The organism is Bradyrhizobium sp. MI1.4 (genome assembly GCF_055811315.1).
In genome coordinates this window covers 41,959-68,929 of record NZ_JBVVPP010000026.1, presented here as the reverse complement: position 1 = coordinate 68,929, position 26,971 = coordinate 41,959, and the positions used below count along the sequence as shown (strand labels likewise).

The 26,971-nt window shown below is 64.1% G+C and carries 22 protein-coding genes and 1 pseudogene; 14 read left to right on the top strand and 9 right to left on the bottom strand.

Features of this window, described 5'->3' with window-relative positions; all coding sequences use genetic code 11:
- Positions 1-38 precede the first annotated feature (38 nt).
- From infB to pnp, 5 genes are all read left to right on the top strand, one after another.
- Positions 39-2,741, top strand: coding sequence for a translation initiation factor IF-2 (gene infB / locus AC0L23_RS24925; protein ID WP_085362007.1), 2,703 nt, complete (start codon positions 39-41; stop codon positions 2,739-2,741).
- A 156-nt stretch (positions 2,742-2,897) separates the two neighbouring features.
- The gene (gene rbfA, locus AC0L23_RS24920) at positions 2,898-3,329 is read left to right on the top strand and encodes a 30S ribosome-binding factor RbfA (RefSeq protein WP_026233028.1); all 432 of its coding nucleotides are present in this window, start codon (positions 2,898-2,900) and stop codon (positions 3,327-3,329) included.
- Positions 3,326-4,444: a tRNA pseudouridine(55) synthase TruB gene (gene truB, locus AC0L23_RS24915; RefSeq protein WP_085385550.1), complete on the top strand. Its 1,119-nt coding sequence runs from the start codon at positions 3,326-3,328 to the stop codon at positions 4,442-4,444. Before rbfA ends, truB begins: the two co-directional genes overlap by 4 nt.
- 3 nt (positions 4,445-4,447) lie before the next feature.
- Entirely contained in the window at positions 4,448-4,717 is a 270-nt protein-coding gene (rpsO, locus tag AC0L23_RS24910; RefSeq protein ID WP_007598346.1) for a 30S ribosomal protein S15, read from the top strand.
- A gap of 376 nt (positions 4,718-5,093) precedes the next feature.
- Complete coding sequence (pnp, locus tag AC0L23_RS24905; RefSeq protein WP_007603907.1) at positions 5,094-7,247, top strand: polyribonucleotide nucleotidyltransferase; 2,154 nt, start codon at positions 5,094-5,096, stop codon at positions 7,245-7,247.
- A gap of 76 nt (positions 7,248-7,323) precedes the next feature.
- On the opposite strand, the gene katG is transcribed toward pnp, so the two are convergent.
- Positions 7,324-9,492, bottom strand: coding sequence for a catalase/peroxidase HPI (gene katG, locus AC0L23_RS24900; RefSeq protein WP_473357476.1), 2,169 nt, complete (start codon positions 9,490-9,492; stop codon positions 7,324-7,326).
- 114 nt (positions 9,493-9,606) lie between these two features.
- On the opposite strand from katG, the gene AC0L23_RS24895 reads away from it, so the two are divergent.
- The 4 genes and pseudogenes from AC0L23_RS24895 (at position 9,607) to AC0L23_RS24880 (ending at position 12,891) form a co-directional block, all read left to right on the top strand.
- Positions 9,607-10,533, top strand: coding sequence for a hydrogen peroxide-inducible genes activator (locus tag AC0L23_RS24895; protein WP_018455793.1), 927 nt, complete (start codon positions 9,607-9,609; stop codon positions 10,531-10,533).
- 7 nt (positions 10,534-10,540) lie between these two features.
- Positions 10,541-11,004 (top strand): annotated as a pseudogene (locus AC0L23_RS24890) (GNAT family N-acetyltransferase).
- Between the two features lie 318 nt (positions 11,005-11,322).
- The gene (locus tag AC0L23_RS24885; protein ID WP_240543372.1) at positions 11,323-11,931 is read left to right on the top strand and encodes a hypothetical protein; all 609 of its coding nucleotides are present in this window, start codon (positions 11,323-11,325) and stop codon (positions 11,929-11,931) included.
- Between the two features lie 6 nt (positions 11,932-11,937).
- Positions 11,938-12,891: a hypothetical protein gene (locus AC0L23_RS24880; protein WP_085362010.1), complete on the top strand. Its 954-nt coding sequence runs from the start codon at positions 11,938-11,940 to the stop codon at positions 12,889-12,891.
- A gap of 88 nt (positions 12,892-12,979) precedes the next feature.
- On the opposite strand, the gene fabI is transcribed toward AC0L23_RS24880, so the two are convergent.
- The 3 genes from fabI to fabA form a co-directional block, all read right to left on the bottom strand.
- Positions 12,980-13,780 carry an enoyl-ACP reductase FabI gene (gene fabI, locus AC0L23_RS24875; RefSeq protein WP_085349883.1) on the bottom strand — a complete coding sequence of 267 codons (801 nt, stop codon included), beginning with the start codon at positions 13,778-13,780 and terminating at the stop codon, positions 12,980-12,982.
- Positions 13,781-13,935: 155 nt separating this feature from the next.
- Positions 13,936-15,159, bottom strand: coding sequence for a beta-ketoacyl-ACP synthase I (gene fabB / locus AC0L23_RS24870; RefSeq protein WP_026233025.1), 1,224 nt, complete (start codon positions 15,157-15,159; stop codon positions 13,936-13,938).
- Between the two features lie 39 nt (positions 15,160-15,198).
- Positions 15,199-15,720, bottom strand: a complete 522-nt coding sequence (gene fabA / locus AC0L23_RS24865; RefSeq protein WP_007603915.1) for a bifunctional 3-hydroxydecanoyl-ACP dehydratase/trans-2-decenoyl-ACP isomerase — start codon at positions 15,718-15,720, stop codon at positions 15,199-15,201.
- A gap of 354 nt (positions 15,721-16,074) precedes the next feature.
- On the opposite strand from fabA, the gene irrA reads away from it, so the two are divergent.
- On the top strand, positions 16,075-16,566 hold the full coding sequence (gene irrA, locus AC0L23_RS24860; protein WP_018455787.1) for an iron response transcriptional regulator IrrA: 492 nt from the start codon (positions 16,075-16,077) through the stop codon (positions 16,564-16,566).
- 133 nt (positions 16,567-16,699) lie between these two features.
- Here irrA and AC0L23_RS24855 read toward each other — a convergent pair whose 3' ends face one another.
- Entirely contained in the window at positions 16,700-17,230 is a 531-nt protein-coding gene (locus AC0L23_RS24855) for an SH3 domain-containing protein (RefSeq protein ID WP_026233024.1), read from the bottom strand.
- Positions 17,231-17,557: 327 nt separating this feature from the next.
- Between AC0L23_RS24855 and AC0L23_RS24850 the strand changes: the two genes are divergently transcribed.
- Positions 17,558-18,559, top strand: a complete 1,002-nt coding sequence (locus AC0L23_RS24850; protein WP_018455785.1) for a 2-hydroxyacid dehydrogenase — start codon at positions 17,558-17,560, stop codon at positions 18,557-18,559.
- Between the two features lie 3 nt (positions 18,560-18,562).
- On the opposite strand, the gene AC0L23_RS24845 is transcribed toward AC0L23_RS24850, so the two are convergent.
- Positions 18,563-19,474: a LysR family transcriptional regulator gene (locus AC0L23_RS24845; protein WP_085362011.1), complete on the bottom strand. Its 912-nt coding sequence runs from the start codon at positions 19,472-19,474 to the stop codon at positions 18,563-18,565.
- 114 nt (positions 19,475-19,588) lie between these two features.
- On the opposite strand from AC0L23_RS24845, the gene AC0L23_RS24840 reads away from it, so the two are divergent.
- A complete protein-coding gene (locus AC0L23_RS24840) occupies positions 19,589-20,596 on the top strand; it encodes an aldo/keto reductase (RefSeq protein ID WP_085362012.1) in 1,008 nt (335 codons plus the stop codon).
- 9 nt (positions 20,597-20,605) lie between these two features.
- Here AC0L23_RS24840 and AC0L23_RS24835 read toward each other — a convergent pair whose 3' ends face one another.
- Complete coding sequence (locus tag AC0L23_RS24835; RefSeq protein ID WP_085362013.1) at positions 20,606-21,409, bottom strand: HesA/MoeB/ThiF family protein; 804 nt, start codon at positions 21,407-21,409, stop codon at positions 20,606-20,608.
- Between the two features lie 229 nt (positions 21,410-21,638).
- Here AC0L23_RS24835 and AC0L23_RS24830 point away from each other — a divergent pair, with 229 nt between their 5' ends.
- Positions 21,639-22,997: a serine protease gene (locus tag AC0L23_RS24830; protein WP_085385575.1), complete on the top strand. Its 1,359-nt coding sequence runs from the start codon at positions 21,639-21,641 to the stop codon at positions 22,995-22,997.
- Positions 22,998-23,074: 77 nt separating this feature from the next.
- Here the strand turns inward: AC0L23_RS24830 and ggt are convergent, their stop codons facing one another.
- The gene (gene ggt, locus AC0L23_RS24825; RefSeq protein WP_085362014.1) at positions 23,075-24,754 is read right to left on the bottom strand and encodes a gamma-glutamyltransferase; all 1,680 of its coding nucleotides are present in this window, start codon (positions 24,752-24,754) and stop codon (positions 23,075-23,077) included.
- A 239-nt stretch (positions 24,755-24,993) separates the two neighbouring features.
- Between ggt and AC0L23_RS24820 the strand changes: the two genes are divergently transcribed.
- Entirely contained in the window at positions 24,994-25,737 is a 744-nt protein-coding gene (locus AC0L23_RS24820; RefSeq protein WP_085362015.1) for a ParA family protein, read from the top strand.
- A gap of 270 nt (positions 25,738-26,007) precedes the next feature.
- Here AC0L23_RS24820 and mutM read toward each other — a convergent pair whose 3' ends face one another.
- Positions 26,008-26,913 (bottom strand): bifunctional DNA-formamidopyrimidine glycosylase/DNA-(apurinic or apyrimidinic site) lyase, encoded by a 906-nt coding sequence (gene mutM / locus AC0L23_RS24815; protein WP_085362016.1) that lies wholly within the window; start codon positions 26,911-26,913, stop codon positions 26,008-26,010.
- Positions 26,914-26,971: the final 58 nt, after the last annotated feature.

Sequence of the window (26,971 nt, the reverse complement as noted above, 5' to 3'; positions counted from 1 at the left end):
AACGCACAAGACAACAAGATCAGGATTAGGACTGCTTAATGGTTGATACCAAGACCCCTGGCGACAAGAAGCTGAGCGTTCCGAGCAAGACGCTATCGCTCAAGCCGCGCGTCGAAACGGGCACCGTGCGCCAGAGCTTCAGTCATGGCCGTAGCAAGCAGGTCGTGGTCGAGAAGCGTGGCAAGCGCCGTGTCGACGGCAGCCCTGAACCGCAGGTGGCCGAAGTGGCGAAGCCCGCGCCGGCCGCCGCGCCCAAGCCTGCCCCGGCACGCCACGCGCCGCCGCGCAACGCCGGCTCCGGCGTGGTGCTGCGCACGCTGACCGAGGACGAACGTTCCGCCCGCGCCAGCGCGCTGGCCGATGCCAAGGTGCGCGAAGTCGAAGAGCGCCGCCATGCCGAGGAAGAGGCCCAGCGCCGCGCGGTCCGCGAAAGCGCCGAGCGTGCTGATCGTGAGGCCGCCGAAGCCCGCCGCAAGGCCGAGGAGGAGCGTCACCGTCACGAGGAGGAAGCCAAGCGGAAGGCCGAAACCGAGGCCAAGAAGCGTTTTGGCGAAGGCGAGCAGCCGCAATCTGTGGCGCGCCCTGCAACGGGGACCTCGGCCGCTCCTGCAGCGCGGCCCGGAGCGCCGATGGCGCGACCCGGCACAACCACCACGGCACGCCCGGGAACAACGACCGCGCGACCCGGAACGACCACGCAGCGGCCGGGAGGCCCGGTGGGCCGCGCCCCCGCCGTCGCAGCCGGACCGGACGAGGACGACGGTCCGCGCCAGATCCGTCGCGGCCCCGGCGGCGCTGCGCGGCCTGTGGTCGCTCCCAAGCCCACCCACAAGCCCGGCCCGCAGAAGGAGCGCGGCCGCCTGACGGTCGTCACCGCCTTCAATGCCGACGACGTCCGCGAGCGCTCGATCGCCTCGTTCCGCCGCCGCACCCAGCGCCTGAAGGGCCATGCCGCGAACGAGCCGAAGGAAAAGCTCATCCGCGAGGTGGTCATTCCGGAAGCGATCACCATCCAGGAGCTCGCCAACCGCATGTCGGAGCGCGCGGTGGAAATCATCCGCATGCTGATGAAGCAGGGCGCGATCCACAAGATCACCGACGTGATCGATGCCGACACTGCGCAGCTGATCGCCGAGGAGCTTGGTCACACCGTCAAGCGCGTTGCCGCGTCCGACGTTGAAGAAGGCCTGTTCGACGCCATCGACGATTCGACCGACACCGAGCCGCGCTCGCCGGTGGTGACGGTGATGGGTCACGTCGACCACGGCAAGACCTCGCTGCTCGATGCGCTCCGTCATGCCAACGTGGTCTCCGGCGAAGCCGGCGGCATCACCCAGCATATCGGCGCCTATCAGGTGCTGTCGCCCGAAAGCGGCAAGAAGATCACCTTCATCGACACGCCCGGCCACGCCGCGTTCACCGCGATGCGCGCGCGCGGCGCCAAGGTGACCGACATCGTCGTGCTGGTGGTTGCGGCCGACGACGGCGTGATGCCGCAGACGATCGAAGCCATCAACCACGCCAAGGCGGCGCGGGTGCCGATCATTGTTGCCATCAACAAGATCGACAAGCCCGACGCCAAGCCCGAGCGCGTGCGCACCGAGCTGCTCCAGCACGAGGTGCAGGTCGAATCCTTCGGCGGCGAAGTCGTCGATGTCGAAGTGTCGGCGAAGAACAAGACGAATCTCGACAAGCTGCTCGAGATGATCGCGCTCCAGGCCGACATCCTCGACCTCAAGACCAATTCGGATCGTCCGGCCGAAGGCACCGTGATCGAAGCCAAGCTCGATCGTGGCCGCGGTCCGGTCGCGACCGTTCTGGTCCAGCGCGGCACGCTCCGTGTCGGTGACATCATCGTCGCCGGCGCCGAAATGGGCCGCGTCCGCGCGCTGATCTCGGATCAGGGCGAGACGGTGCAGGAGGCAGGTCCATCCGTGCCGGTCGAGGTGCTCGGCTTCAACGGTCCGCCGGAAGCCGGCGATCGTCTCGCCGTGGTCGAGAACGAAGCCCGCGCCCGCCAGGTCACCAGCTACCGCGCGCACCAGAAGCGCGAGAACGCGGCTGCCTCGATCTCCGGCATGCGCGGCTCGCTCGAGCAGATGATGTCGCAGTTGAAGACGGCGGGCCGCAAGGAATTCCCGCTGATCATCAAGGCCGACGTGCAGGGCTCGCTGGAAGCGATCCTCGGCTCGCTGGAGAAGCTCGGCACCGACGAAGTCGCCGCGCGCATCCTGCATGCGGGTGTCGGCGGCATCTCGGAATCGGACGTGACGCTCGCGGAGGGCTTCAACGCCGCGATCATCGGCTTCTCGGTTCGTGCGAACAAGGAGGCCGCTGCGGCCGCCAAGCGCAACGGCATCGAGATCCGCTACTACAACATCATCTACGACCTCGTGGACGACGTGAAGAAGGCCATGAGCGGCCTGCTCGCGCCGACCCTGCGGGAAACAATGCTCGGCAATGCCGCGATCCTGGAGATCTTCAACATCTCCAAGGTCGGCAAGGTCGCCGGCTGCCGCGTCACCGACGGCACCGTGGAACGCGGCGCCAACGTGCGCCTGATCCGCGACAACGTCGTCGTGCACGAAGGCAAGCTGTCGACGCTGAAGCGCTTCAAGGACGAAGTGAAGGAAGTCCAGTCCGGTCAGGAATGCGGCATGGCCTTCGAGAACTATCACGACATGCGCGCCGGTGACGTCATCGAGTGTTACCGCGTGGAGACGATCCAGCGCTCCCTGTAAGTCCAAATCTTACCGAAGCGCCTGGATCTTTTTTGAACTGAATTGCGGGAGTACGATGGCCGGATTTTTTCCGGCCATCCACCCCTCTTCGTTTCAGCAAGACAAATGACAATGCCTGTGTCCCAAAAGCGGGCATGACGAGGTGATTTTCAGACCATGCCCCGCCATCATCAAAAAAAGAGTTCCGCGTCCGGCGGCTCGCAACGTCAGTTGCGGGTCGGCGAGCAGGTTCGCCATGCGATAGCCGAGATTCTGGCGCAAGGCAGCGTGCATGATGCTGACCTCGAAGGTCACATCATCACCGTGCCGGAGGTGCGGATGTCGCCCGACCTGAAGCTCGCAACAGTCTACGTGATGCCGCTCGGTGGCCGCGACACCGAGATCGTCCTCGCTGCGCTCGAGCGCAACAAGAAATTCCTGCGCGGCGAGGTCGCGCGGCGCGTTAACCTGAAATTTGCACCTGACCTTCGCTTCCGCGTCGACGAACGATTCGACGAAGCCGAACGGATCGAGAAGCTTTTGCGAACACCCGCGGTGCAGAAGGACCTGGAACAGGATCCGGATACGGATCGGGAAGAAGAACGATGACGATGGACCCGGCTCACGGCACGATCGGCGGCGAAGAGGCCGATCAGCTCGACGTGCAGAAGAATAATTTTGCGGACATGAGCGGCAATTCTCAGCCCGCTCAAGAGCCGCGCCGCGTCAACAACGATCCGCGCGCCAACAAGCAGAAGGGCAACCAGCCGCGCCGCGACCGTCGCGACGTCCACGGCTGGGTCGTGCTCGACAAGCCGATCGGCATGACCTCGACGCAGGCCGTTGCCGTGCTCAAGCGCCTGTTCAACGCCAAACGCGCCGGCCATGCCGGCACGCTAGATCCGCTGGCCTCCGGCGGCCTGCCGATCGCGCTCGGCGAGGCCACCAAGACCGTCCCCTTCGTCATGGACGGCCGCAAGCGCTACCGGTTCACGGTGTGCTGGGGCGAGGAGCGCGACACCGACGACATCGAGGGCCGGGCGACCGCAACCTCGGACCAGCGCCCGACTCGGGGGGCCATCGAGGCCCTGCTGCCCCGTTTCACCGGGGTGATCCAGCAGATCCCGCCGCGCTATTCCGCGATCAAGGTCCAGGGCGAGCGCGCCTACGACCTCGCCCGCGACGGCGAGATCGTGGAACTGGCCCCGCGCCCGGTCGAGATTCACCGTTTAAACCTTGTAGATCAACCGGATAGCGACCGCGCCGTGTTCGAGGCCGAGTGCGGCAAGGGCACCTATGTCCGCGCGCTGGCCCGCGATATGGGTAGGATTCTCGGCACTTACGGCCATATCTGCGCGCTGCGGCGGACCCTGGTCGGCCCATTTGGCGAGAACGACATGATTCCGCTGGATCAGTTGGAGGCTTTGTGCGATAGAGCCGCGTCCGGCGAGGGTAGCCTCGCCGACGCGCTTATGCCCGTTGAGACCGCGCTGGACGACATCCCGGCACTGGCCGTCACTCGGGCTGATGCGGCAAGGCTCCATCGGGGCCAAGCCGTTTTGTTGCGCGGACGGGATGCGCCCACTTGTAGCGGCACAGTCTATGTCACGGTGGCAGGCCGGCTTCTCGCGCTTGCCGAAGTCGGCAATGGCGAAATCATCCCCAAGCGTGTGTTCAACCTGACCGGCCTGACTGCCAGCGCCGATCGCAACGAGAGAAATTGACCGATGTCGATTGCCGCAGAACGCAAAGCGGAAGTCATCAAGACGAATGCCAACAAGGCCGGTGATACCGGCTCGCCAGAGGTTCAGGTCGCGATCCTGTCGGAACGCATCGCCAACCTCACCAACCATTTCAAGACCCACGTGAAGGACAATCATTCGCGTCGCGGTCTCTTGAAGCTGGTCTCGACCCGCCGCTCGCTCCTCGACTATGTGAAGAAGAAGGACGAGGCGCGCTACAAGGCGCTGCTCGAGAAGCACAACATTCGTCGTTAAGAGTTCTTGCGCGCGCCAACCGGCGCGCGTTTTCGCGCGTGATTTCGAACGAAAGCGTTTGTTTAAAGGTTTTTCGTCGAGGCTGCGTGCGCGTCGGATGCGAGCCGTTGACGGCGAGCATCCGGGCATGATGGGCGAACACCGCGCTTCGGTGTTCGCGTTCGTGCCGACTGACAGTCCAGCAGCAATCCGGCGGCTGGGCACAACGGGCAAGGCGCCCGTATGACCCGAAGGGATGGACGCCATCCGAAATCCAAAAACCATGGCAGGATCGCAGGACGCTGATCGCCCGCTTCGATCAACGTCCCGCAATCTTGCGCATGGTTTTTGTTTTTCGACCCGTCCTTCTTTCGAGAACCCATGAAAGAAGACCTCTATGTTCAATAAGCATTCAGTCGAGATCGACTGGGGTGGACGCCCTCTCAAGCTCGAAACCGGCAAGATCGCCCGTCAGGCCGACGGTGCCGTCGTCGCGACCTACGGCGAGACCGTGGTGCTCGCGACCGTCGTAGCCGCGAAGTCGCCGCGCGAAGGCGTCGACTTCCTGCCGCTGACCGTCGACTACCAGGAGAAGACCTACGCAGCCGGCCGCATTCCCGGTGGCTATTTCAAGCGCGAGGGTCGTCCGACCGAGAAGGAAACGCTGGTCTCCCGCCTGATCGACCGTCCGATCCGTCCGCTGTTCGTCGACGGCTGGCGCAACGAGACCCAGGTGATCGTGACCGTGCTCTCGCACGATATGGAGAACGATCCCGATATCGTCGCGCTGGTGGCCTCATCGGCTGCGCTGACCCTGTCGGGCGCTCCCTTCAAGGGCCCGATCGGCGCCGCGCGCGTCGGCTTCGCCAATGACGAGTTCATCCTCAACCCGACGCTCGACGAGATGGTCGACACTCAGCTCGACCTCGTCGTCGCCGGCACTGCGGACGCCGTGCTGATGGTGGAATCGGAAGCCAAGGAGCTGAACGAAGAGATCATGCTCGGCGCCGTGATGTTCGGTCACCGCCACTTCCAGCCGGTGATCAACGCGATCATCGAGCTCGCCGAAAAGGCCGCGAAGGAGCCGCGCGAGGTCACCACGATCGACAATTCGGCGCTCGAAAAGGAAATGCTCGGCATGGTCGAGCAGGAACTGCGCGCCGCCTACGCCATTCCGGTCAAGCAGGATCGCTACGCCGCGGTCGGCAAGGTCAAGGAAAAGGTGATCGCGCACTACTTCCCGGAAGGCCAAGAGCCGAAATACGACAAGCTGCGCATTGGCGGCGTGTTCAAGGAGCTCGAAGCCAAGATCGTTCGCTGGAACATTCTCGACACCGGCAAGCGCATCGACGGCCGCGATTCCAAGACCGTGCGCAACATCGTCGCCGAAGTCGGCGTGCTGCCCCGCGCCCACGGTTCGGCGCTGTTCACCCGCGGCGAGACCCAGGCGCTGGTCGTGACCACGCTCGGCACCGGCGAGGACGAGCAGTACATCGACGCGCTGTCGGGAACGTACAAAGAGACGTTCCTGCTGCACTACAATTTCCCTCCCTACTCGGTCGGTGAGACCGGCCGCCTCGGCGGTACCAAGCGCCGCGAGATCGGCCACGGCAAGCTCGCCTGGCGTGCGATCCACCCGGTGCTGCCGCCGCACCACGAATTCCCCTACACCACGCGCGTGGTGTCGGAGATCACCGAATCCAACGGCTCCTCGTCGATGGCATCGGTCTGCGGCGCCTCGCTCGCGCTGATGGACGCCGGCGTGCCGTTGAAGCGGCCGACCGCGGGCATCGCAATGGGCCTGATCCTCGAAGACAAGCGCTTCGCGGTTCTCTCGGACATCCTCGGTGACGAGGACCATCTCGGCGACATGGACTTCAAGGTCGCCGGTACCGAGCAGGGCATCACCTCGCTCCAGATGGACATCAAGATCGAGGGCATCACCGAGGAGATCATGAAGGTCGCGCTCGGTCAGGCCAAGGATGGGCGTATCTACATCCTCGGCGAGATGTCGAAGGCGCTCACCAACGCCCGCGCCGAGCTCGGCGAATACGCGCCGCGCATCGAGACCTTCAAGATCGCCACCGACAAGATCCGCGAAGTGATCGGCACCGGCGGCAAGGTGATCCGCGAGATCGTCGAGAAGACCGGCGCCAAGGTCAACATCGAGGACGACGGCACCGTGAAGGTCGCTTCCAGCGACGGCGAGGCGATGAAGGCCGCGATCAAGTGGATCAAGTCGATCGCCTCCGATCCGGAAGTCGGCCAGATCTATGACGGCACCGTCGTCAAGGTGATGGAGTTCGGCGCTTTCGTGAACTTCTTCGGCTCCAAGGACGGCCTTGTCCACATCAGCCAGCTCGCCTCGGCGCGCGTGCAGAAGACCTCCGACGTCGTCAAGGAAGGCGACAAGGTCAAGGTCAAGCTGCTCGGCTTCGACGACCGCGGCAAGACCCGCCTGTCGATGAAGGTGGTCGACCAGGAGACCGGCGAAGACCTCGAGGGCAAGGGCGAGAGCCAGCAGCCCGCGCGCGAAGCGGCCGGCGAGTAAATCTCGCTACCTGCCAGAAACACGAAGGGCGGCCTCGCGGCCGCCCTTTTTGTTTGTCGCTTGCCGAACTTTGGAATCAGGCCGCGATGTCGTAGCGATCGAGGTTCATCACCTTGGTCCAGGCCTTGGCGAAGTCCTTGACGAACTGCTCCTTGGAATCCGACGTGGCATAGACCTCTGCGTAGGCGCGAAGCTGCGAGTGTGCGCCGAAGATCAGGTCGACGCGCGTGCCGGTCCACTTGACCGCGTTGGTCTTGCGGTCGCGGGCCTCATAGGTGCCGTCGGTGCCGGCCGGCGTCCACTGCGTGCTCATGTCGAGCAGGTTGACGAAGAAGTCGTTGCTCAGCGTTCCCACCTTCGAGGTGAGGACGCCGTTCTTCGAACCGTTCGCATTGGCACCGAGCACGCGCAGACCGCCGACGAGCACCGTCATCTCCGGGCCGGTAAGCCGGAGCAGCTGCGCACGATCGACCAGAGCCTCCTCGGGCATCATGAACTGCTGCCGCTTGCCGATGAAGTTGCGGAAGCCATCGGCCCGCGGCTCCAGCGGAGCAAACGAAGCGGCGTCGGTCTGCTCCTGCGAGGCATCCATGCGGCCCGGCGTGAAGCCGACCTTGACGTCGACGCCGGCATCCTTGGCGGCCTTCTCGACCGCGGCGGTGCCGCCGAGCACGATGAGGTCCGCCAGCGAGACCTTCTTCGCACGGGATGACGCGTTGAAGTCCTTCTGGATCGCTTCGAGCTTGCCCAGGACCTTCGAGAGCTGAGCCGGCTCGTTCACTTCCCAATCCTTCTGCGGGGCGAGGCGGATACGCGCGCCGTTGGCGCCGCCGCGCTTGTCCGAGCCGCGGAACGTCGAGGCCGACGCCCAGGCGGTCGAGACCAGCTCCGAGACCGACAGACCCGAGGCCAGGATCTTGGTCTTCAGCGAGGCGATATCCTGCTCGCTGGCCAGCTCGTGATTCACAGCAGGGATCGGATCCTGCCAGATCAGGGTTTCCTTCGGCACCAGGGGGCCGAGATAGCGCACCACCGGACCCATGTCGCGATGGGTGAGCTTGAACCAGGCACGGGCGAAGGCGTCCGCGAACTGATCGGGATTCTCGAGGAAGCGGCGCGAGATCTTCTCATAGGCCGGATCCATACGCAGCGAGAGGTCGGTCGTCAGCATCGTCGGCCGATGCTTCTTGGACTTGTCGAAGGCATCGGGAATGATCGCCTCGGCGCCCTTGGCCGTCCACTGCTGCGCACCGCCGGGGCTCTTGGTCAGCTCCCATTCGTACTTGAACAGGTTCTCGAAGAAGTTGTTGCTCCACTTCGTCGGCGTCGTGGTCCAGGTCACCTCGAGACCGCTGGTGATGGAATCGCCGCCAATGCCCGACGCGTGCTTGCTCTTCCAGCCGAGGCCCTGATCTTCGAGCGCGCCCGCTTCCGGCTCCGGTCCGACCAGCGACGGATCGCCGGCGCCGTGCGTCTTGCCGAAGGTGTGGCCGCCGGCGATCAGCGCGACGGTTTCCTCGTCGTTCATCGCCATACGGAAGAAGGTTTCGCGAATGTCCTTGGCCGCGGCGATCGGATCCGGCTTGCCGTTCGGGCCTTCCGGATTGACGTAGATGAGGCCCATCTGCACCGCGCCGAGCGGCTCGGCGAGCTGGCGTTCGCCGCTGTAGCGCTCATCGCCCAGCCACGTGCCTTCGGGACCCCAATAGAGCTCTTCCGGCTCCCAGACGTCGACGCGGCCGCCGGCAAAGCCAAAGGTCTTGAAGCCCATCGACTCCAGCGCGACGTTGCCCGCCAGCACCATCAGATCGGCCCAGGAAATCTTGCGGCCGTATTTCTGCTTGATCGGCCAGAGCAGACGGCGTGCCTTGTCGAGATTTGCGTTATCGGGCCAGCTGTTGAGCGGCGCGAAACGCTGCTGTCCGGCGCCGGCGCCACCGCGACCGTCGGTGGTGCGGTAGGTGCCCGCGCTGTGCCAGGCCATGCGGATCATGAGGCCGCCGTAGTGACCGAAGTCGGCGGGCCACCATTCCTGCGATTCCGTCATCAGAGCGGTCAGGTCCTTGATGACCGCGTTCAGGTCGAGCGACTTGAATTCCTTGGCGTAGTCGAAGTCCTTGTCCATCGGGTCGGACTTGGGAGAATTCTTGTGCAGCATCTCGATGCTGAGCTGGGTTGGCCACCAATCGCGGTTCGCCGGCACACGTTTTCCACCCGAAAACGGGCACTTTGAAGTGTCGTCCATGAATACCTCCTCTGGTGGCGTCGAACTCGCGCCTTTGACCAGGTAGAGGCACTCTAAGCTTCACGTTCGATCAGGGGAAGTTGACTTTAATGATCGCAGCGATAAGATTTTCTGATGCTAAACCTCACGCTGCGCCAGCTCCGTTATTTCGACGCCCTGGCGCGTCACAGTCATTTCGGGCGCGCGGCTGAGTCTTGCTCGATCTCGCAGCCTGCCCTGTCGATGCAAATCAAGGAACTTGAGGAGGCGCTCGGCGGTCTGCTGCTGGAGCGCAGCGCCCGGCAGGTGGCGCTGACCCGATTTGGCGAGGAGCTCGCGCAGCGCGTCCGCGACATCTTGCGCTCGGTCGACGAGCTCGGCGATTTCGCCCGCGCCTCGCAGGACCGGTTCTCCGGACGGCTGCGCATCGGCATGATTCCGACGATCGCGCCCTATCTGCTGCCGACGATCACCAAGAATCTGACGCGCATGCATCCGGAGCTCGATATCCGCGTCCGCGAGACGATGACGCCGCGGCTGATCCAGGAACTGGTGGAGGGTCGGCTCGATACCGCCATCGTGGCGCTGCCGGTGTCCGAGCCCTCGCTCACCGAGGTCGCCCTGTTCGAGGAAAAATTCCTGCTGGTGCGGCCGAGTGCGGATGAGGGAACGCCGGCACCGTCGCGGGAGATGATGCGCGAGATGCGGCTGCTGTTGCTCGAAGAGGGGCACTGCTTCCGCGATCAGGCGCTGTCATTCTGCAACATGCAATCGGCGCCGCCACGCGAGATGCTGGATGCCAATTCGCTATCGACGCTGGTCCAGATGGTCAGCGCCGGCATCGGCGTCACGTTGATCCCCGAGATGGCGGTGTCAGTTGAGACGCGATCGGCCTCGGTCTCGCTCGCGCGCTTCCGCGACCCGCAGCCGTCACGCACCATCGGCATGGTCTGGCGCAAGACCAGCCCGCTGGCGCGGCAACTGCTGCAAATCTCCGAGGTGGTGTGCCTGTCGGCGGGCAAGGTACGCGCACGCCCATCCGTGCGCAGCAAGCCGACCTGAGGCCTCGATGTCGCATCCCCTCATCCGCCCGGCCCGCGCGGACGAATACGACGAGATGGCCGTGTCTGGATGGAGAGCTGGGTCTCGACCGGCCTCGGCGAGACGAGCGACTTCCTGCTGGCCAACCTGCGCGCACGCATCCGGCGCGAGATCGAGGACGGCTGGAGCCTGTTCGTCGCCGACGACAACGGCACGATCGCCGCAATGCTGGCGCTGCATTTGCCAAAACTCTATCTCGACATGCTGTTCGTCGCGCCCGCCTATCAGGGCCAATCGCTCGGCCGCCAATTGCTTGGCTTCACGCGCACACAAATGCCCGACGAGATGTCTCTGCGCTGCATCCGCGAGAACGAAAAAGCCTGGCGCTGGTACGAGCGCGAGGGCTTTGTGTTCGAGAAAGAAGAGGTCGAGCCGTCGAACGGGTTCATGATGAAGTATTATCGGTGGCGGCGGCAGCGACCCGCCGGATAGGCAGTGGTCGCCTGGTGCAGCTTGCGGTTGTCACGGTTCCAATTTACTGTGGCGTATCCGCCGTCCTCCTGTCCCCTGATCTCCCGGAATCGATGCTTCGAATTGCTGTCTCGCTGATCGCGTTGCTGTCCCTGCTCACTACGGCAGCCGCGCAAACCCCTCCCGCAACCACCGCGCCTCCCGCTCAGACGGCGGCGCCAGCCAAGAAGGCAGTCAAGAACGGCGCCGAAGGCCAAACCGGCTGCACAACAGCCAGTTGCGGCGGAGAGCGGCCCCTGTCAGATCGGCGTCATTTCCGCGATCGGAGACCAGTTCTCGGTGCAACATGTCGGCCTCACGATGTTCGGCAACGAGTATATGGAGGCGCCGATCGAGACGTGGGGTATCGATGATCTGTTCGTCGCGAGGGTTCGCGCCACGGCTCCCGGCACGGCTGTCCGAAAGGTCGCTTACGCAAGCGGAGCCTTTAGGCCGTACTATCATCCGGAAGCGAAACTGTTCCGCAATGACCGCGACGACCTGACGGCGCTGGTGCGGCAGATCGCCGGAGCTGCAAATTGCGAACGCTACGTCGTAGCCACGAAAGCCCGCGTTTCGGTGGATGGCACCAATCAATCAATCGAGGGCCTCGGGGTCTACAAGAATTGGGCGAGCCCTTCCGGGCGCGGCGTCGTGGTTTCCTATTTCCGCATAAACGTTTTTGACGGACGGACTTTCGACATCCATCGGGCGCCTACCCGCAGCTTCGGCGATGTGATTGCTTCGAGTTTCTCCAACAAGAACGACAATATGCAAATCCTCAACAATCTCGAATTTCCCAAGACCCCTGAACAGGTGACCAGCAGTGCATTGCTGCGTGACAGCACACGCAGTCTGCTCACGGCCCAGCTGGACAGGTATCTACCCGCGTATATCAAGGGCGAGTAAGCGCCTTTGCCGAGGGGACGCGACAAAGACTATCGCTCGTCAGCTTCCTGCGGCTGGGCTGCATTTGACGTTTTGGCCCGGCTCGTCGTCCTTGCGGCCGTCGCGTGGTGCTTTTCGACATCTGCTTGGGCGCAGACCAAATTGGTACCACCAGGGGCGGAAACGGCAGGATCAGCCGTCAAGCAAAGCAACAACAAGACGACCACGCGGCGTGAAGCGACGGGCAAACCCGCTCCCGTGGTCGGCGGCCCGTGCGACTTCGGTGTCGTCGTCACCACCGGCGATGAGTTCACCGTGCTGACGACCGGCCTGACCGTATTTCAGCACAAGAAGACGGTCGTCCCGATCCCGGGCTGGGGACTCAATGATCTGATCTTCGCGCGGATTCGCGCCACGATCCCTGCCGGCGTGTCCGTTCTGAGAATCCCCTACAACCCGGCGAAATTTCCTCCCCGCGATGAGTCCAAGGACACATTGAAGGACAGGTTGTTCCGCGATCTCAATGCGGAGCTGGCCCAATACATGCGCGACGTCGTGAAAGGAACGAATTGCCGGCACTACATCCAGATCCTCAATTCAATCAGCCCTTTCGGATCATCCAACTATACGGTCCGCGGCTTCGGCATCCTCAACCATGATGTGGTGCTCGGGCGTCGCATCTATCTCTACGCCCTGGCGTTTGTCCGCATCTTCGATGGGCGCGACTTCTCCGTTGTCAGACAGAGTTCTGCGCTGATCAACACGCATCATTCCCTTATGGTGCAGAGGCTCTTGGGCGTGCAAATCGGCGGCCCCTATCGCGAACTACCCGCAGAATCGTTTCCAACCCGCCCTGAAGATGCCGCCGACAATCCCGCACTGCGCGACGACGTGCGTGCCATGCTGACGGAAAGCCTCGACAAGACGCTGCCGCTGCTGATCGGGGTTCAACGAGCGGCGCGCAACAGCGACGCGCGCTGATCGACACGTCCTTCGCAGCAGGAACTGGTCTCGATTATTGAGAAATCGTGGGCACGTCGCTTGCGCGCCTTTGCCCACTCTACGAGAGCTAATCCTGCGCCTTCAAATCGTCCGGCCGCGGCATCAGGACGGTGTTGTAGCCGGAATCGACATAGTGGATCTCGCCGGTCACGCCGCCGGAGAGATCCGACAACAGATACAGCGCCGAGCCGCCGAGCTCGTCGAGCGTCACGCCCCGGCGGAGCGGCGAATGTTTTTGCATGAAGGCGAACATGGCGCGCGCCTCGCCGATGCCGGAGCCGGCGAGCGTGCGGATCGGGCCGGCGGAGATCGCGTTGACGCGGATGCCGCGCGGTCCGAAATCCGAGGCGAGATAGCGCACCGAGGCTTCCAGCGCCGCCTTGGCCACGCCCATCACGTTGTAGTTCGGCATCGCGCGTTCCGAGGCGCCGAAGGTCAGCGTGATCATGCTGCCGCCCTCCGTCATCAGCTCGGCGGCGCGTTTTGCCACTTCCGTGAAGGAGAAGCAGGAGATCACCATGGTGCGCGAAAAATTCTCGCGGCTGGTGTCGGCGTAGCGACCCTTGAGCTCGTTCTTGTCGGCGAAGCCGATCGCGTGGATCACGAAATCCAGCCGGCCCCACTTTTCGCGCAAGGCCGTGAATGTGGCGTCGACGCTGGTGATGTCCTCGACGTCGCAGGGCAGCACCATGTCGACGCCAAGCTGCTCCGCCAGCGGCTTAACACGCTTGCCCAGCGCCTCGCCCTGGAAGGTGAAGGCAAGCTCGGCGCCGTGGGCATGCAGCGTCTTCGCCATGCCCCAGGCGATCGAATGATCATTGGCGATGCCCATGATCAGACCGCGCTTGCCTTTCATTAAGCCTTCCATTGCCTGATAGCTCCCATTATTCCGGCGTCATCGCCCGCCTTGCGCGCACTTGCGCACTGGGGCAGGCGATCCAGTATTTCGAGGCGATTACTGCAAATCGAGAAGTTGCGGCGTGCTGGATGCCCGCCTTCGCGGGGCATGACAGCGTGCCAAAATTACGCATCCAGCCGGCTGAACACCAGCGTGGCGTTGGTGCCGCCGAAGCCGAAGGAGTTCGACAGCACGGTGCCGATTTTGACGTTGTCGATGCGCTTGCGCACGATCGGCATGTCGGCGAACACGGGGTCGAGCTCCTGGATGTGGGCGCTCTCGCAGATGAAACCATTGTTCATCATCAGCAGCGAATAGATCGCTTCCTGCACGCCGGTTGCGCCCAGGGAGTGACCGGTCAGCGCCTTGGTCGCCGAGATCGGCGGGCACTTCTCGCCGCTTCCGAACACCCTGCGGAGTGCGTCGATCTCCGGCGGATCGCCGGCCGGGGTCGATGTCGCGTGCGGATTGATGTAGTCGACCTTGGTCTTCACGGTCGACATCGCCATGCGCATGCAGCGCTCGGCGCCCTCACCTGATGGTGCGACCATGTCGTAGCCGTCGGACGTCGCGCCATAGCCGACGATCTCGCCGTAAATGCGTGCGCCCCGCGCCTTGGCATGCTCGAGCTCTTCCAGCACCAGCACGCCGGCGCCGCCGGCAATCACGAAGCCGTCGCGGTTGACGTCGTAGGGACGGGAGGCCGTCGCAGGCGTGTCGTTGTACTTCGAGGACATCGCGCCCATGGCGTCGAACAGCACCGACAGCGACCAGTCCAGCTCCTCGCAGCCGCCGGCGAAGATGACGTCCTGCTTGCCGATCTGGATCGTTTCATAGGCATTGCCGACGCAATGGTTCGACGTCGCGCAGGCCGACGAGATCGAATAGTTCACGCCCTTGATCTTGAACCAGGTCGCAAGCGTTGCGGAGGCCGTGGAGGACATCGCCTTCGGCACTGCAAACGGCCCGACACGCTTCGGTCCCTTGGTGCGGGTGATGTCGGCGGCTTCGACGATGGTGCGCGCCGACGGACCGCCGGAGCCCATGATGATGCCGGTGCGAATATTGGAAATTTCGTCGGGCGAAAGACCGGAATCCTGGATCGCCTGTTCCATCGCGACGTGATTCCACGCCGCGCCCTGACCGAGGAAACGCATGGCGCGGCGGTCGACTACCGTCGAAGGATCGAGCGTTGGCGCACCCTGCACCTGGGAGCGGAAGCCGAGCTCGGCATATTTCTCAGCCCGCGAAATGCCCGACTTCGCCTCGTGAAGGCTCGCAAGCACTTCCTGGGTGTTGTTTCCGATGGAGGAGACAATGCCCATCCCGGTGACCACAACCCGCCTCATGACAGCCTCGCCTCAATCGTTGTCTTCGTGGTGATGCGCTCAGCCCAGGCTCGTGCCCTGCTTGAACAGGCCGACCTTCAAATCCTTTGCGCGATAGATAATCTGGTCATCCACCGAAAGCCATCCGTCGGCGATACCGAGCACCAGCTTTGAACGCATCACGCGCTTGATATCGATGTTGTACACAACCTTGCGGGCCTCCGGCAGCACCTGGCCGCTGAACTTCAGCTCGTTCAGGCCAAGCGCGCGACCACGACCTTCACCGCCGCTCCAGCCCAGATAAAAGCCGACCATTTGCCACAGCGCATCGAGCCCGAGGCAGCCGGGCATCACCGGATCGTTCTTGAAGTGGCAGCCGAAGAACCAGAGGTCGGGCTTCACGTCGAGCTCGGCGCGCACCACCCCCTTGCCGAATTCGCCGCCGGTCTCGCTGATGTCCGTGATGCGGTCGAACATCAGCATCGGCGGCAGCGGCAATTGCGCATTGCCAGGGCCGAACATCTCGCCGCGGGCACATGCCAGCAGATCTTCATATTCGTAACCGTTGCGCCTGTTCAGCATGCGGAAGCCTTTGTGTTCAAACCCCGATTGAGCGGCGTTTCCGGCGAAAATGGGCCCCATCCTGTTCGAAAGGCGACATCTGTTGCCATTGTCAGCGAGAATACCGAAGGACCCTGGATGGATAGCGAGCGGCCCTCAATGCCGGGTCGCGCCAAAATGGGTTAAGCGGAACCGCGGGCTCTCTAACACAGGCCATTTCGGGTAGCAAAGCGCTCTCATGAAGGTAAAATGACGGGCCGCCACCCCGGTTCCCTGCCTGATTAGAACCACTCTAGTTGCGAGAAACTTGCATCTGCATCTATCTCTCCATATATGTTGGGCAACGACAGTGTTCACGCGTGCCCGAAGCTGGAAATGAACGAAAATAACGCGCCCCATCGCGACGAAGAGGCCCATGCGGCGGCTCTTATGTCCGGCCGCCAGCCGGCGTTGACCGGCTGCCCGTGGCACGACGTCAACGAAATGCTCCAGTCCGCAGGGCTTCGCCCCACGCGCCAGCGCATGGCGCTCGGCTGGCTCCTGTTCGGCAAGGGTGCACGTCACCTCACGGCTGAAATGCTTTACGAGGAAGCGACGCTGGCCAAGGTGCCGGTCTCGCTCGCGACCGTCTACAACACGCTGAACCAGCTCACCGATGCCGGTCTGCTGCGTCAGGTCAGCGTCGACGGCACCAAGACCTATTTCGACACCAACGTCACGACCCACCATCACTACTACCTCGAGAACAGCCATGAGCTGGTCGACATCGAGGATCCGCATCTGGCGCTGTCCAAGATGCCTGAGGTGCCCGCGGGTTACGAGATCGCCCGCATCGACATGGTCGTACGGTTGCGCAAGAAGCGCTGAGATCTATCCTGAACTGCTGATTTGATCGTCATGGCCGGGCTTGTCCCGGCTATCCACGTTATTCGGTCAGGCGTCAAAAAATGCGTGGATGCCCGGGCATGACGGTGGAGCAACAGCTCCGCTCCCGCCCAGATCAGTTCACCTGCTCGTCCGAGTAGACGCCCCAGAGGCGCTCCTGCTGGATCCAGCCGTCAAAGCCGTTACCGCTGACGCGGCACCAGTTTGCAGTGCACTTCTTCACCTGGGTGACGACACCGGCCTGGAGCCTGGCCGCAACCGCGCTCTCGGGATCGGCGCGGTCGTAGATCGGCGCGAGCTCGTCCTTGTGCTTCATGGTGACGACAGCGGTACGGCGGCCCGACAGCAGCGAGTGATAGACCCAACCCTCGGCGCCCTCGGAATCGCGGACCCGGCGCCAGTTCTCGAACTCGGCGGTGATTTCGACCGGCAGGCCGGAACGGGTGTAGACCCAGGCGACGTCGTTGTCCTTGGTCGGGCCGGCGCGGACGTTGACGTGATCCGATTTCAGGCTGACGTAGCGCGGCACCGGGAGGCCCGAGGCCGTCTGAGGGGTGTTGTCCTTTGCCGAATGCCCGGGACTGACCGAAGCGCTCAACCAGGTGCAAACGAGCGCCATCACCGAACAAAAACGCCCCAACGCCATCAACCCGTCTCCTGTCGAAGGTCCGGCCGAGCCGATCCCTCGCCCCTAAATTCCCAAACCAGGCCGCTGTCGCCCCTGACCCCGCCCCACGCGGGTGTTCCCGAGCCCTTTACCCGTGGTTCTTGTCTTGGCCCCGCCTTCTGCTAGAGAGGACGGACATCTGAACAACCGGTTTGTCCCGATTTTCCGGCCGGAAATGTCGGGAGAGCTTGAAGGAAACGCCGGGGACGACACGGCAAGCGCAGTGTCGAACAACCGGGTTAATGAGGCCTCAACGGCCGGCCTTTGGCGACAGAGGCGGCTCGCAACGCCTCATGAGGGCAGGACATGTCGGTGAAGAAAAAGCCCCTCGTCGTGGTGACGCGCAAGCTTCCGGACTCGATCGAGACCCGGATGCGCGAGCTGTTCGACGCGCGGATCAATCTCGACGACACGCCGATGTCGCCCGAGCAGATCGCGGAAGCCGCCCGTACCGCCGACGTGCTGGTCCCAACCGTGACCGATCACATCTCCGCCGACATCGTCAACCAGCCCGACTGCAGGTTGAAACTGATCGCGAATTTCGGCAACGGCGTCGACAACATCGATGTCGAGGCCGCGCATGCCCGCGGCATCACCGTCACCAACACGCCGAAAGTTCTGACCGAAGACACCGCCGACATGACCATGGCGCTGATCCTCGCCGTGCCCAGGCGGATGATCGAAGGCGCCTCGATTCTGACGGAAGGAAAACCATGGCCGGGCTGGTCGCCGACCTGGATGCTCGGTCATCGCATCGGCGGAAAGCGCCTCGGCATCATCGGCATGGGCCGGATCGGCCAGGCGGTCGCACGCCGCGCCCGCGCCTTCGGCTTGCAGATCCACTACCACAATCGTCGGCCGGTGGCGCCGAAGATCGCCGAAGAGCTGGGCGCGACCTATTGGGAAAGCCTCGACCAGATGCTGGCACGGATGGACATCATCTCGGTGAACTGTCCGCACACGCCGGCGACCTACCATCTGCTGTCGGCGCGCCGGCTGAAGCTTATTCGCAAGGACGCCTACATCGTCAACACCGCGCGCGGCGGGGTCACCGACGAGGACACCCTGATCAAGCTGATCGAAGGCGGCGAGATCGGCGGCGCCGGCCTCGATGTCTACGAGCACGAGCCCGCGGTGAATCCGAAGCTGGTGCGGCTCGCCAAGGCCGGCAAGGTGACGTTGCTGCCGCATATGGGCTCGGCCACGATCGAGGGCCGGGTCGAGATGGGCGAGAAGGTGATCATCAACATCCGCACCTTCCTCGACGCCCACAAGCCGCCGGACCGCGTGCTGCCGAGCATGCTCTGACGTCTATTTGCTGCGTGTTTCGCGCTTGCGCCAGTCGGCAACGAAATCGATAAAGGCCCGCAGCGCCGGCGGCGTTTGTCGCCGGCTTGGATAGTACAGGAACGGCCCGGGAAACGGCTCGCACCAATCCTGAATCAGACTGACGAGCGCGCCGGACTTCAGGGCTTCGCCGACATAACCATCAAGCGTCGCCCAGATGCCGGCGCCGTCGAGCGCGGCGCGCATGGAAAGGCCCATGTTGGTCGAGATCAGCTTTGCCGGCGGATCGACCTTCACGAGCTGGCCGGCCTTCTCGAACTCCCAATCGTGCATGACACCGCTGGAGTAGCGGGCACGGATGCAATCATGGTCGAGCAGATCCTTCGGATGCTCCGGCTTGCCGCGGCGCGCGAGGTAATCGGGCGAAGCGACCACGACATAGCTCTGCGGGCCGCTGAGCGAGATCGCGACCATGTCCTGCGCGAGATGCTCGCCATAACGCACGCCGGCATCGAAGCCCGCGCTGACGATATCGACGAACCCGCTCTCGGAGACGATGTCGAGGTCGACCTGCGGATAGGCCTTGAGGAACGGCCCGATCATGGGGGCCAGCACGAGATCGACCGCGGGCGGCGGCGCGTTGATGCGCAGCCGGCCCGAGGCCATCTCGCGCAGGCCGCGGACCTGATCGAGGGCGTCGCCGACATCGCGCAGCGCCGGAGCCACGCGCGACAGCAGCAGCTCGCCCGCCTCGGTCAGGGCGACGCTGCGGGTGGTGCGGTTCATCAGGCGGACGCCGAGGCGCTCCTCCAGGTCCCGCAATCGCTGGCTAAGGCTCGACACCGACACACGAATATCGATCGCCGCGCGCCGGAAATTGCGGGTGCGGGCGACCGCCATGAAGACGTCGAGATCACGCAGGTCGGGCTCAGCCATTGTTCGTTAATGTGAACAAGCCATTCTCGATTGTCCAGCTTATCGGCGCAATCGATCAAGCGCATATCAGGCCTCGTCACGCGGCGCAGTCAGCGCCTTTCGAGGAGAGCCATCATGGAACAGCGCAAACTCGGTTCGACCGGTTCCACCGTCTCCGCTCTCGGTCTCGGGTGCATGGGCATGTCCGAGGTCTACGGCCCCGCCGATCGCGGCGAGAGCATCGCCACGATCCACGCCGCACTGGATGCCGGCATCACCCTGGTCGACACCGGCGATTTCTACGCCATGGGCCACAATGAAATGCTGGTGCGCGAAGCGCTCAAGGAGGTGCCGCGCGACAAGGTGCAGATCAGTGTCAAGTTCGGTGCGCTGCGCGGTCCTGCTGGCGAATTCACCGGCATGGACACGAGGCCGGCCGCAACGAGGAACTTCCTCGCCTATTCGCTGCAGCGGCTCGGCACCGACTACATCGACGTCTACCGTCCGGCGCGGCTCGATCCCAACATTCCGATCGAGGAGACCATCGGCGGCATCGCCGATCTCGTGAAGGCCGGCTACATCAAACATATCGGCCTGTCCGAGGTCGGCTCCGCCACCATCCGCCGCGCGCATGCCGTGCACCCGATCGCCGATCTTCAGATCGAATATTCGCTGATCGAGCGTGGCATCGAACGCGACATCCTGACGACCTGCCGCGAGCTCGGCATCGGCATCACGGCTTACGGCGTGTTGGCGCGCGGCCTCATCAGCGGCCATTGGTCGAAGGACTCCGGCAAGACAGGCAAGGACTACCGGCTGATGACGCCGCGCTTCCAGGGATCGAATCTCGATGCCAATCTCGCATTGGTGGAGCAGCTGCGCGCCATCTCCGCTGAGATTGGCGCGACGCCGGCACAGGTCGCGATCGCCTGGGTGGCGGCGCAAGGCAAGCAGATCGTGCCGCTGGTCGGCGCCCGCACCCGCAACCGCCTCACCGAAGCACTCGGCGCGGCCAAGGTCACGCTGACGCCGGCTCATCTCGCCGTGCTGGCAACGGCCTTCCCGCCCGATGTCGCTGCCGGCACGCGTTACGCCGCCGAGCAGATGGCGCATCTCGACAGCGAGAAGCCGGCCACAGCATAACGTCTGCAATCAAGTGCGATGGGCGCTGAGATCGGTGATCACAGGCCCATCGCCATTGAGCGGATTGGCGGGATCGCGCGCGTAACGCAGCGTCTCGAAGCGCATCGCGCGCGCATCGATCATCAGGAGGCGGCCGACGAGGCCGTCGCCAAAGCCGACGATCTCGCGGATCGCCTCCAGCGCCATCATCGAGCCCATCACGCCCGCGAGCGCGCCCATGACGCCGGCTTCCGCGCACGCCGGCACGGTCCCGGCCGGCGGCGCTTCCGGGAATAGGCAGCGATAGGTCGGATTGAATTCGCCCTGCTCGTTTGTCTCATGCGCGCGGATGGTGGTCAGCGAGCCATCGAAGGTGCCGAGCGCCGCCGTGATCAGCGGCCTCTTGGCGAAGAAGCAGGCGTCCGAGGCCAGATAGCGGGTCGAGAAATTGTCGGAGCCGTCGAGCACGAGGTCATAGTCCCCGATCAGCGACAGCGCATTGTGGGCATTGAGCCAGGTGGCGTGACCGACGAAGCGGACATGCGGGTTGAGCGCCGAGATCCGTTCGGCCGCGCTCTCGACCTTGTGCCGGCCGATATCGGGCGTGGTGTGAATGACCTGGCGCTGGAGGTTCGACAGCGACACCACGTCGTCATCGACCACGCCGAGCGTACCGATGCCGGCGGCCGCCAGATACATCAAAGCGGGCGCACCGAGCCCGCCGGCGCCGATCACCAGCACGGAGGCCCGCTTCAGCGCAGCCTGGCCGGGGCCACCGACATCGCGCAGCACGATATGGCGGGCATAACGTTCGAGTTCGTCCGGGCTCAGCATCGTTATCCTTCCAGATCCTCTCCTCATGGTGAGGAGGCGCGAAGCGCCGTCTCGAACCATGCAGGCCCCGCTGCGGCTGCACGGCCTTCATCCTTCGAGACGCCGCTTACGCGGCTCCTCAGGATGAGGAGCTAGACCTCTCCTGCCGGTCTGAACCACCGCAACATTGTTCGCGACCAACGAGATGTGCTTCAATGGCATTGCGTTCAATGGGCGGGCTGGATTTGTCATGAGATCGATGCTTGCGGCAACACTGATGTTTGCGGCTGCGACAGGCGCGAACGCCCAGATGACGACACCGCAGCTTCCCGGCACCAAGCCGAAGCCGGTCCAGACCGTTCCGATCCGGCCTCCTGCATTGCAGACGCCGGCTGCGACGGCCGATGCCATGGCGCAGGCGGAGCGGCTGTCGCTGCAGTCCGACCTCGCCTGGGTCGGCCAGTATAACGGCGCCATCACCGGCGACGTCAGCGCGCGCCTGGTCGAGGCCATCAAGGAGTATCAGAAGGCCAAGGGCGGCAAGGCGACCGGCGTGCTCAATCCGCAGGAACGCGCAGCGCTCGCCGAGACCGCGCGCCGCAAACAGGACAGCGTCGGCTGGAAGATCGTGACGGAAATGACCAGCGGCGCGCGGCTCGGCATTCCCTCAAAGCTGGTGCCGCAGCAGGCGACCGACGCCAACGGCTCGAAATGGACCTCGCCCACTGGCACGGTGCAGGTTCTGCTCAGCCGCCGCAAGGAGGCGAACCCGACCACAGCCAAGCTTGCCGAAGCGGAGAAGAAAGAGCCGGGTCGCAAGGTCGACTACACCGTGGTAAAGCCCGACTTCTTCGTGCTGTCGGGTCTGCAGGGCCTGAAGAAATTCTATTTGCGCGGCACCTCCAGGGGTGACGAGGTCCGCATCATGACGATCCTCTACGATCAGGCGACCGAGAACACGGTCGAGCCGGTCGTGATCGCGATGTCGAGCGCCTTCAACGCGTTTCCGTCGGGGCCACAGGCGGGGCCGCCGCCACGCAAGACCGTCGAATATGGCACCGGCATTGTCGTCAGCGACGATGGCGCGATCCTCACGGACCGCCTCGTCACTGATAGCTGCCTCGCGATCACGATCGCCGGCTATGGCAGCGCCGACCGTCTCGCCGAGGACCGGGAACACGACCTCGCGCTGCTGCATATTTACGGCGCCCGCGGCCTGAAGCCCCTCAACCTCGCGGCCGGCGCAGCGAAGACGAGTGTCGATGTCATCGGTATCGCGGATCCGCAGAGCCAGGGCGGAGCCGCGGGTGTGTCGAGCCTCAAGGCTACGCTGGCATCCGTCGGTGGTGGCGATTCCCCACTCTCACCGCCACCGTCTGTCGGCTTCTCCGGCAGCCCCGCCATCGACGGCGACGGCAAGTTCGCCGGCATCGCACTATTGAAGCCGGCGATGGTTGCGGGCCCCGCGACGTCGGTGCCGGCGTCGCAGGCGGTGATGGTCTCCGCGGAGACGGTGCGCGATTTCCTGAAGGCGAACGGTGTCGCGGCGAACGGAACGTCCACAGATGCGAAAGCCGCTGTCGTGCGCGTGATCTGCGTGCGCAAGTAGCTCTCGTGTCCCGGGCGCGGTGCGGCATGAAATGCGCGCCGCTGAAGAAGCGCTGCGCTGCGTCCGGGGCATGAGACCTAGCTCAGCCTGAACCTGATCCCGGCCTTCGCAAGACCACCCGAGATCCCGACCGGCGTGCCGTCCGCACGCCAGCAAGCGGCGCCACTCATGGTGCCGTCGTCGTGGAAGGCGATACCATTCATGCCGCCGGCGACTGCCGCGACAGGCTGCACCTTGTGGCCGAGCTCCGCGAGCTTCGCGCGCACGCTCTCCGGCACCCTCTGCTCGACCTCAAGCGCATTGCCTTCGGTCCAGACCCGCGGCGCCTCGACTGCTTCCTGCAAGCTCATACCGTGGTCGATCAGATTGAGCAGCGCCTGCATCGCGCTCGGGAAGATTCGTTTTCCGCCGGGCAAGCCGAGCGCATAGCGCAACTTTCCATCACGGAGTGCCATCATCGGCGACATCGAGGTCGTCACCCGCTTGCCCGGCGCCAGCGACAGGGCGTGGCCTGGACGCGGATCGAACAGGTTCATGTAGTTGTTGGCGATGGCGCCCAGGCCCGGGATCATGATCTTGGCGCCGAACAGATTGTTGATGGTCTGCGTGGTCGCAACCACGTTGCCGAACGCATCCGCCGCCGTCATGTGCGTGGTGTGAGCGCCTTCAAGCTGCGACACGCCGGCGCCCCAGCTCTGCGCCCGTGCCGGATCGATCGCAGCGCGGCGCTCCTCGGCGTAGGCCTTCGAGGTCAGCCGCTCCACGGGGACGCCGACATAATCAGGATCGCCGCTGGCCGCGGCGCGGTCGGCGAATGCGATCTTCAGGACCTCGGCAAGATAGTGGATGGTCTCGGGCGTACCGAAGCCGAGGCCTTGGATGTCGTAGCCTTCCAGGATGTTCAGCATCTGTGCGATATGCACGCCGGAAGCCGCGGGCGGCGGCGGGCCAAAGATAGTCCAGCCGCGGTAATCGGCGCGGATCGGCTGCCGTTCGACGGTCTTGTAGCTGGTGAGATCGTTGCGCCGGATGAAGCCGCCGGCCTTTTCCATATAGTCGACCAGGATATCGCCAAGCGGCCCCTCATAGAGCGCCTTTTCGCCGTGGTCGGCGATATGCCGCAACGTCTCGGCATACTCGGCCTGTACCACGCGCTCGCCGACCTTGAGCGGCTCGCCGTCTGGCAGATAGATCGCCGCGATCGGCTTGTCCTTGCGCATCTCGGCGGCGCTCTCGGTGATGCATTCGTGCAGATAGGGTGTCGTCGCATAGCCGCGCGCGGCGTGCTTGATCGCGGGCTGCATGACGTCGGCAAGGCTCATGGTGCCGAAGCAGCGCAGCGTCTCGCACCAGGCTTTCGGCGAGCCCGGCGTAGCGACCGCCTTTGGTCCGTTGAGATTTTCATTGCCGACGGTGTCGAACACATCATGCGCGGAACCCGGCGTGGGGGTGTAGCTGGTGTCAAGCACCGCCGCAGGCACGGTGCTCTGCCCGTCGATGAAACGGTGGCTGCCGTCGGCGAGCCGGATGTGCGCCATGCCACCGCCGATGATGCCCACCATCATCGGCTCGACCACGGTCAGCGTGAACAGGGTCGCTATCGCGGCCTCGATGGCGTTGCCGCCGGCGGCCAGCATCTCCGCGCCGGCGCTGGAGGCCAGTGGATGGTTGCTGACCACCATGCCGCGGCTCGATACCGCGGGCATCTTCTGGCATTCGAAATTCGCCGTCGTCCGGTCGCGCCAGTTTCCGCCCATGCCGCTTGTCCTTATTATTCACGGCTGCAAGCACAGCACACGTACGAGTACGGGTCCAGTAATGGTACGGATTCGCTGGTATTCCCGATTCCGCCATCATCGTGACTGCTGATTCGGACCTCGGCGATCTCCTTTGGATCGGGCCGGCACGTCCTGAGCGAGAAGAGCTCAGCATCGAGATCGATGCACGTTCGCGTGGCGTTTCCCGAGACCCAAGCACTCCAAAGGATTGATCTTCAATGCACACGATCGCACTGGCCACCCAAAAGGGTGGCAGCGGCAAGAGCACGCTCGCCATCGGCCTCGCGCTGGCAGCCAAGCAGGCCGGCTTCACCGTTCGCCTGATCGAAACCGACCCGCAGGGCACACTGTCGAACTGGCAGCGCCGCCGCACCACCGATGATCTCGTCGTCGAGCCGATCTATCACGCCGCCGATATCGAGCCGCGCCTGAAGATGCTCGCCGACGGCGGTCTCCAGATTGCGATCGTCGATACCGCCGCCGGCCTCAGCGCCGCGACCACCGCCGCGATCCGCCATTCCGACCTCTGCCTGATCCCGGCACGCCCGAGCGTCGCCGACATCGAAGCCACCGTTTCGACGCTGAGCGTCGCGCGCGCCTGGAAGCGGCCTTACAGCTTCGTGCTGAACCAAACCCCGATCCGCGGCCAGCGCATCGACAACGCCGCCAACACGCTCGCCGAGGAAGCAGCGCTTGATCTCGCCGAGGTGCTCGCGCGTCCCCTGATCGTGATGCGCAACGATCACCAGGACTCGCTCGCCAGCGGCCTTGCGGTGAGCGAATTCGCGCCGAACGGCAAGTCGACCGAGGAGATCCGCGGCCTCTGGCATTGGATTGAGACCCGGCTCGAGCTCGACGTCACCACCAATGTCTTGATCGACCAGGTCATCGCGGCCGCGGATGGAATGTTGCACGTCGCCGCCGAGCTGGCCGCCGATGAAACTACGATACTGGCGTCCTGAGCGGGGGTATCGCTCGGATGGCAGCCGGACCTTCACCATCCGGAAGGGCCTTAGCGACGAAGCAATCCGGCCACCAGCCCGGCCGGATTGCTTCGCTTCGCGTTTTTGGGAAACCCTATCTCCGCTGTCATTGCGAGGAGCTTTGCGACGAAGCAATCCAGACTGCTTCGTTGGAAAGATTCTGGATTGCTTCGCTGCGCTCGCAATGACGGTCGTGGTGGGCTCGTCACCGCCGCTGAACTTACGACCTCTCGGATACGAGCCTGATTTTCACTTCTGACATTTCGGACACCAGAAGGTCGACCGGCCGTTCTGCGTAAAACGCTTGACGATGCCGCCACATCGCGGCGTGGTGCATTTCTCGCCCTCGCGATCGTAGACCTTGAACGAGTGCTGGAAATAGCCGAGCTCGCCCGAGGTCTGGCGATGATCGCGCAAGCTGGAGCCGCCGGCTTTGATGGCGTCGTTCAGCACGGTGTGGATCGCGCCGACCAGTCGCTTTGCATGGTCGGTCGGCTCGCCCCCGGCAACGCCCTTGCGTTGTCCGGCCTTGGTCGACAACGTCGCGGCGATCCGGCGCGGCGACAGATGCGAGCGATGCAGGGCTTCGCAGACATAGATATTGCCGAGCCCGGCGACCACGCGCTGATCGAGCAGCGCGGCTTTCAGGCTCGTGGTCTTGCCGGCGCAGGATCGCGCCAGCATCGCGGCGTCAAATTCGTTGCCAAGCGGCTCGGGCCCGAGCCCGCGCAGCAGCGGCTCCTCGTCGAGCGCGCTGCGCGCGATCACTTTCATGTAACCGAAGCGGCGCGGATCGTTGAAGATGATGTCGGCGCCGGAGGACATCCGAAACAGCACGTGATCGTGCGCGGAGTCCTTGGCTCGCGGATAGTGAAACTCGCCCGGCTGAGCCTCGTTGTCCGGCTTGATGACGCGAAACGAACCCGACATGCCCAGATGCATCAACAGCACGTCGCCGGAGGCGAGATCGGCCATGAGATATTTTGCACGGCGGCCGAGCCCCGTGACGACCTGCCCCTTCAGTCGGGCCACGAAATCCGGCTGGAAAGGAAAGCGCAAATCGGGCCTGCGGGTCTCCGCGACCAGGATTTTCGCACCCTCCATGACAGGCTGAAGGCCGCGGCGGACGGTCTCGACTTCGGGCAATTCGGGCATGGTCAGGCATTCACCTTATGAGGGCGGTGTGATAGCGCCATTGCGGCGGGCGCGCTAT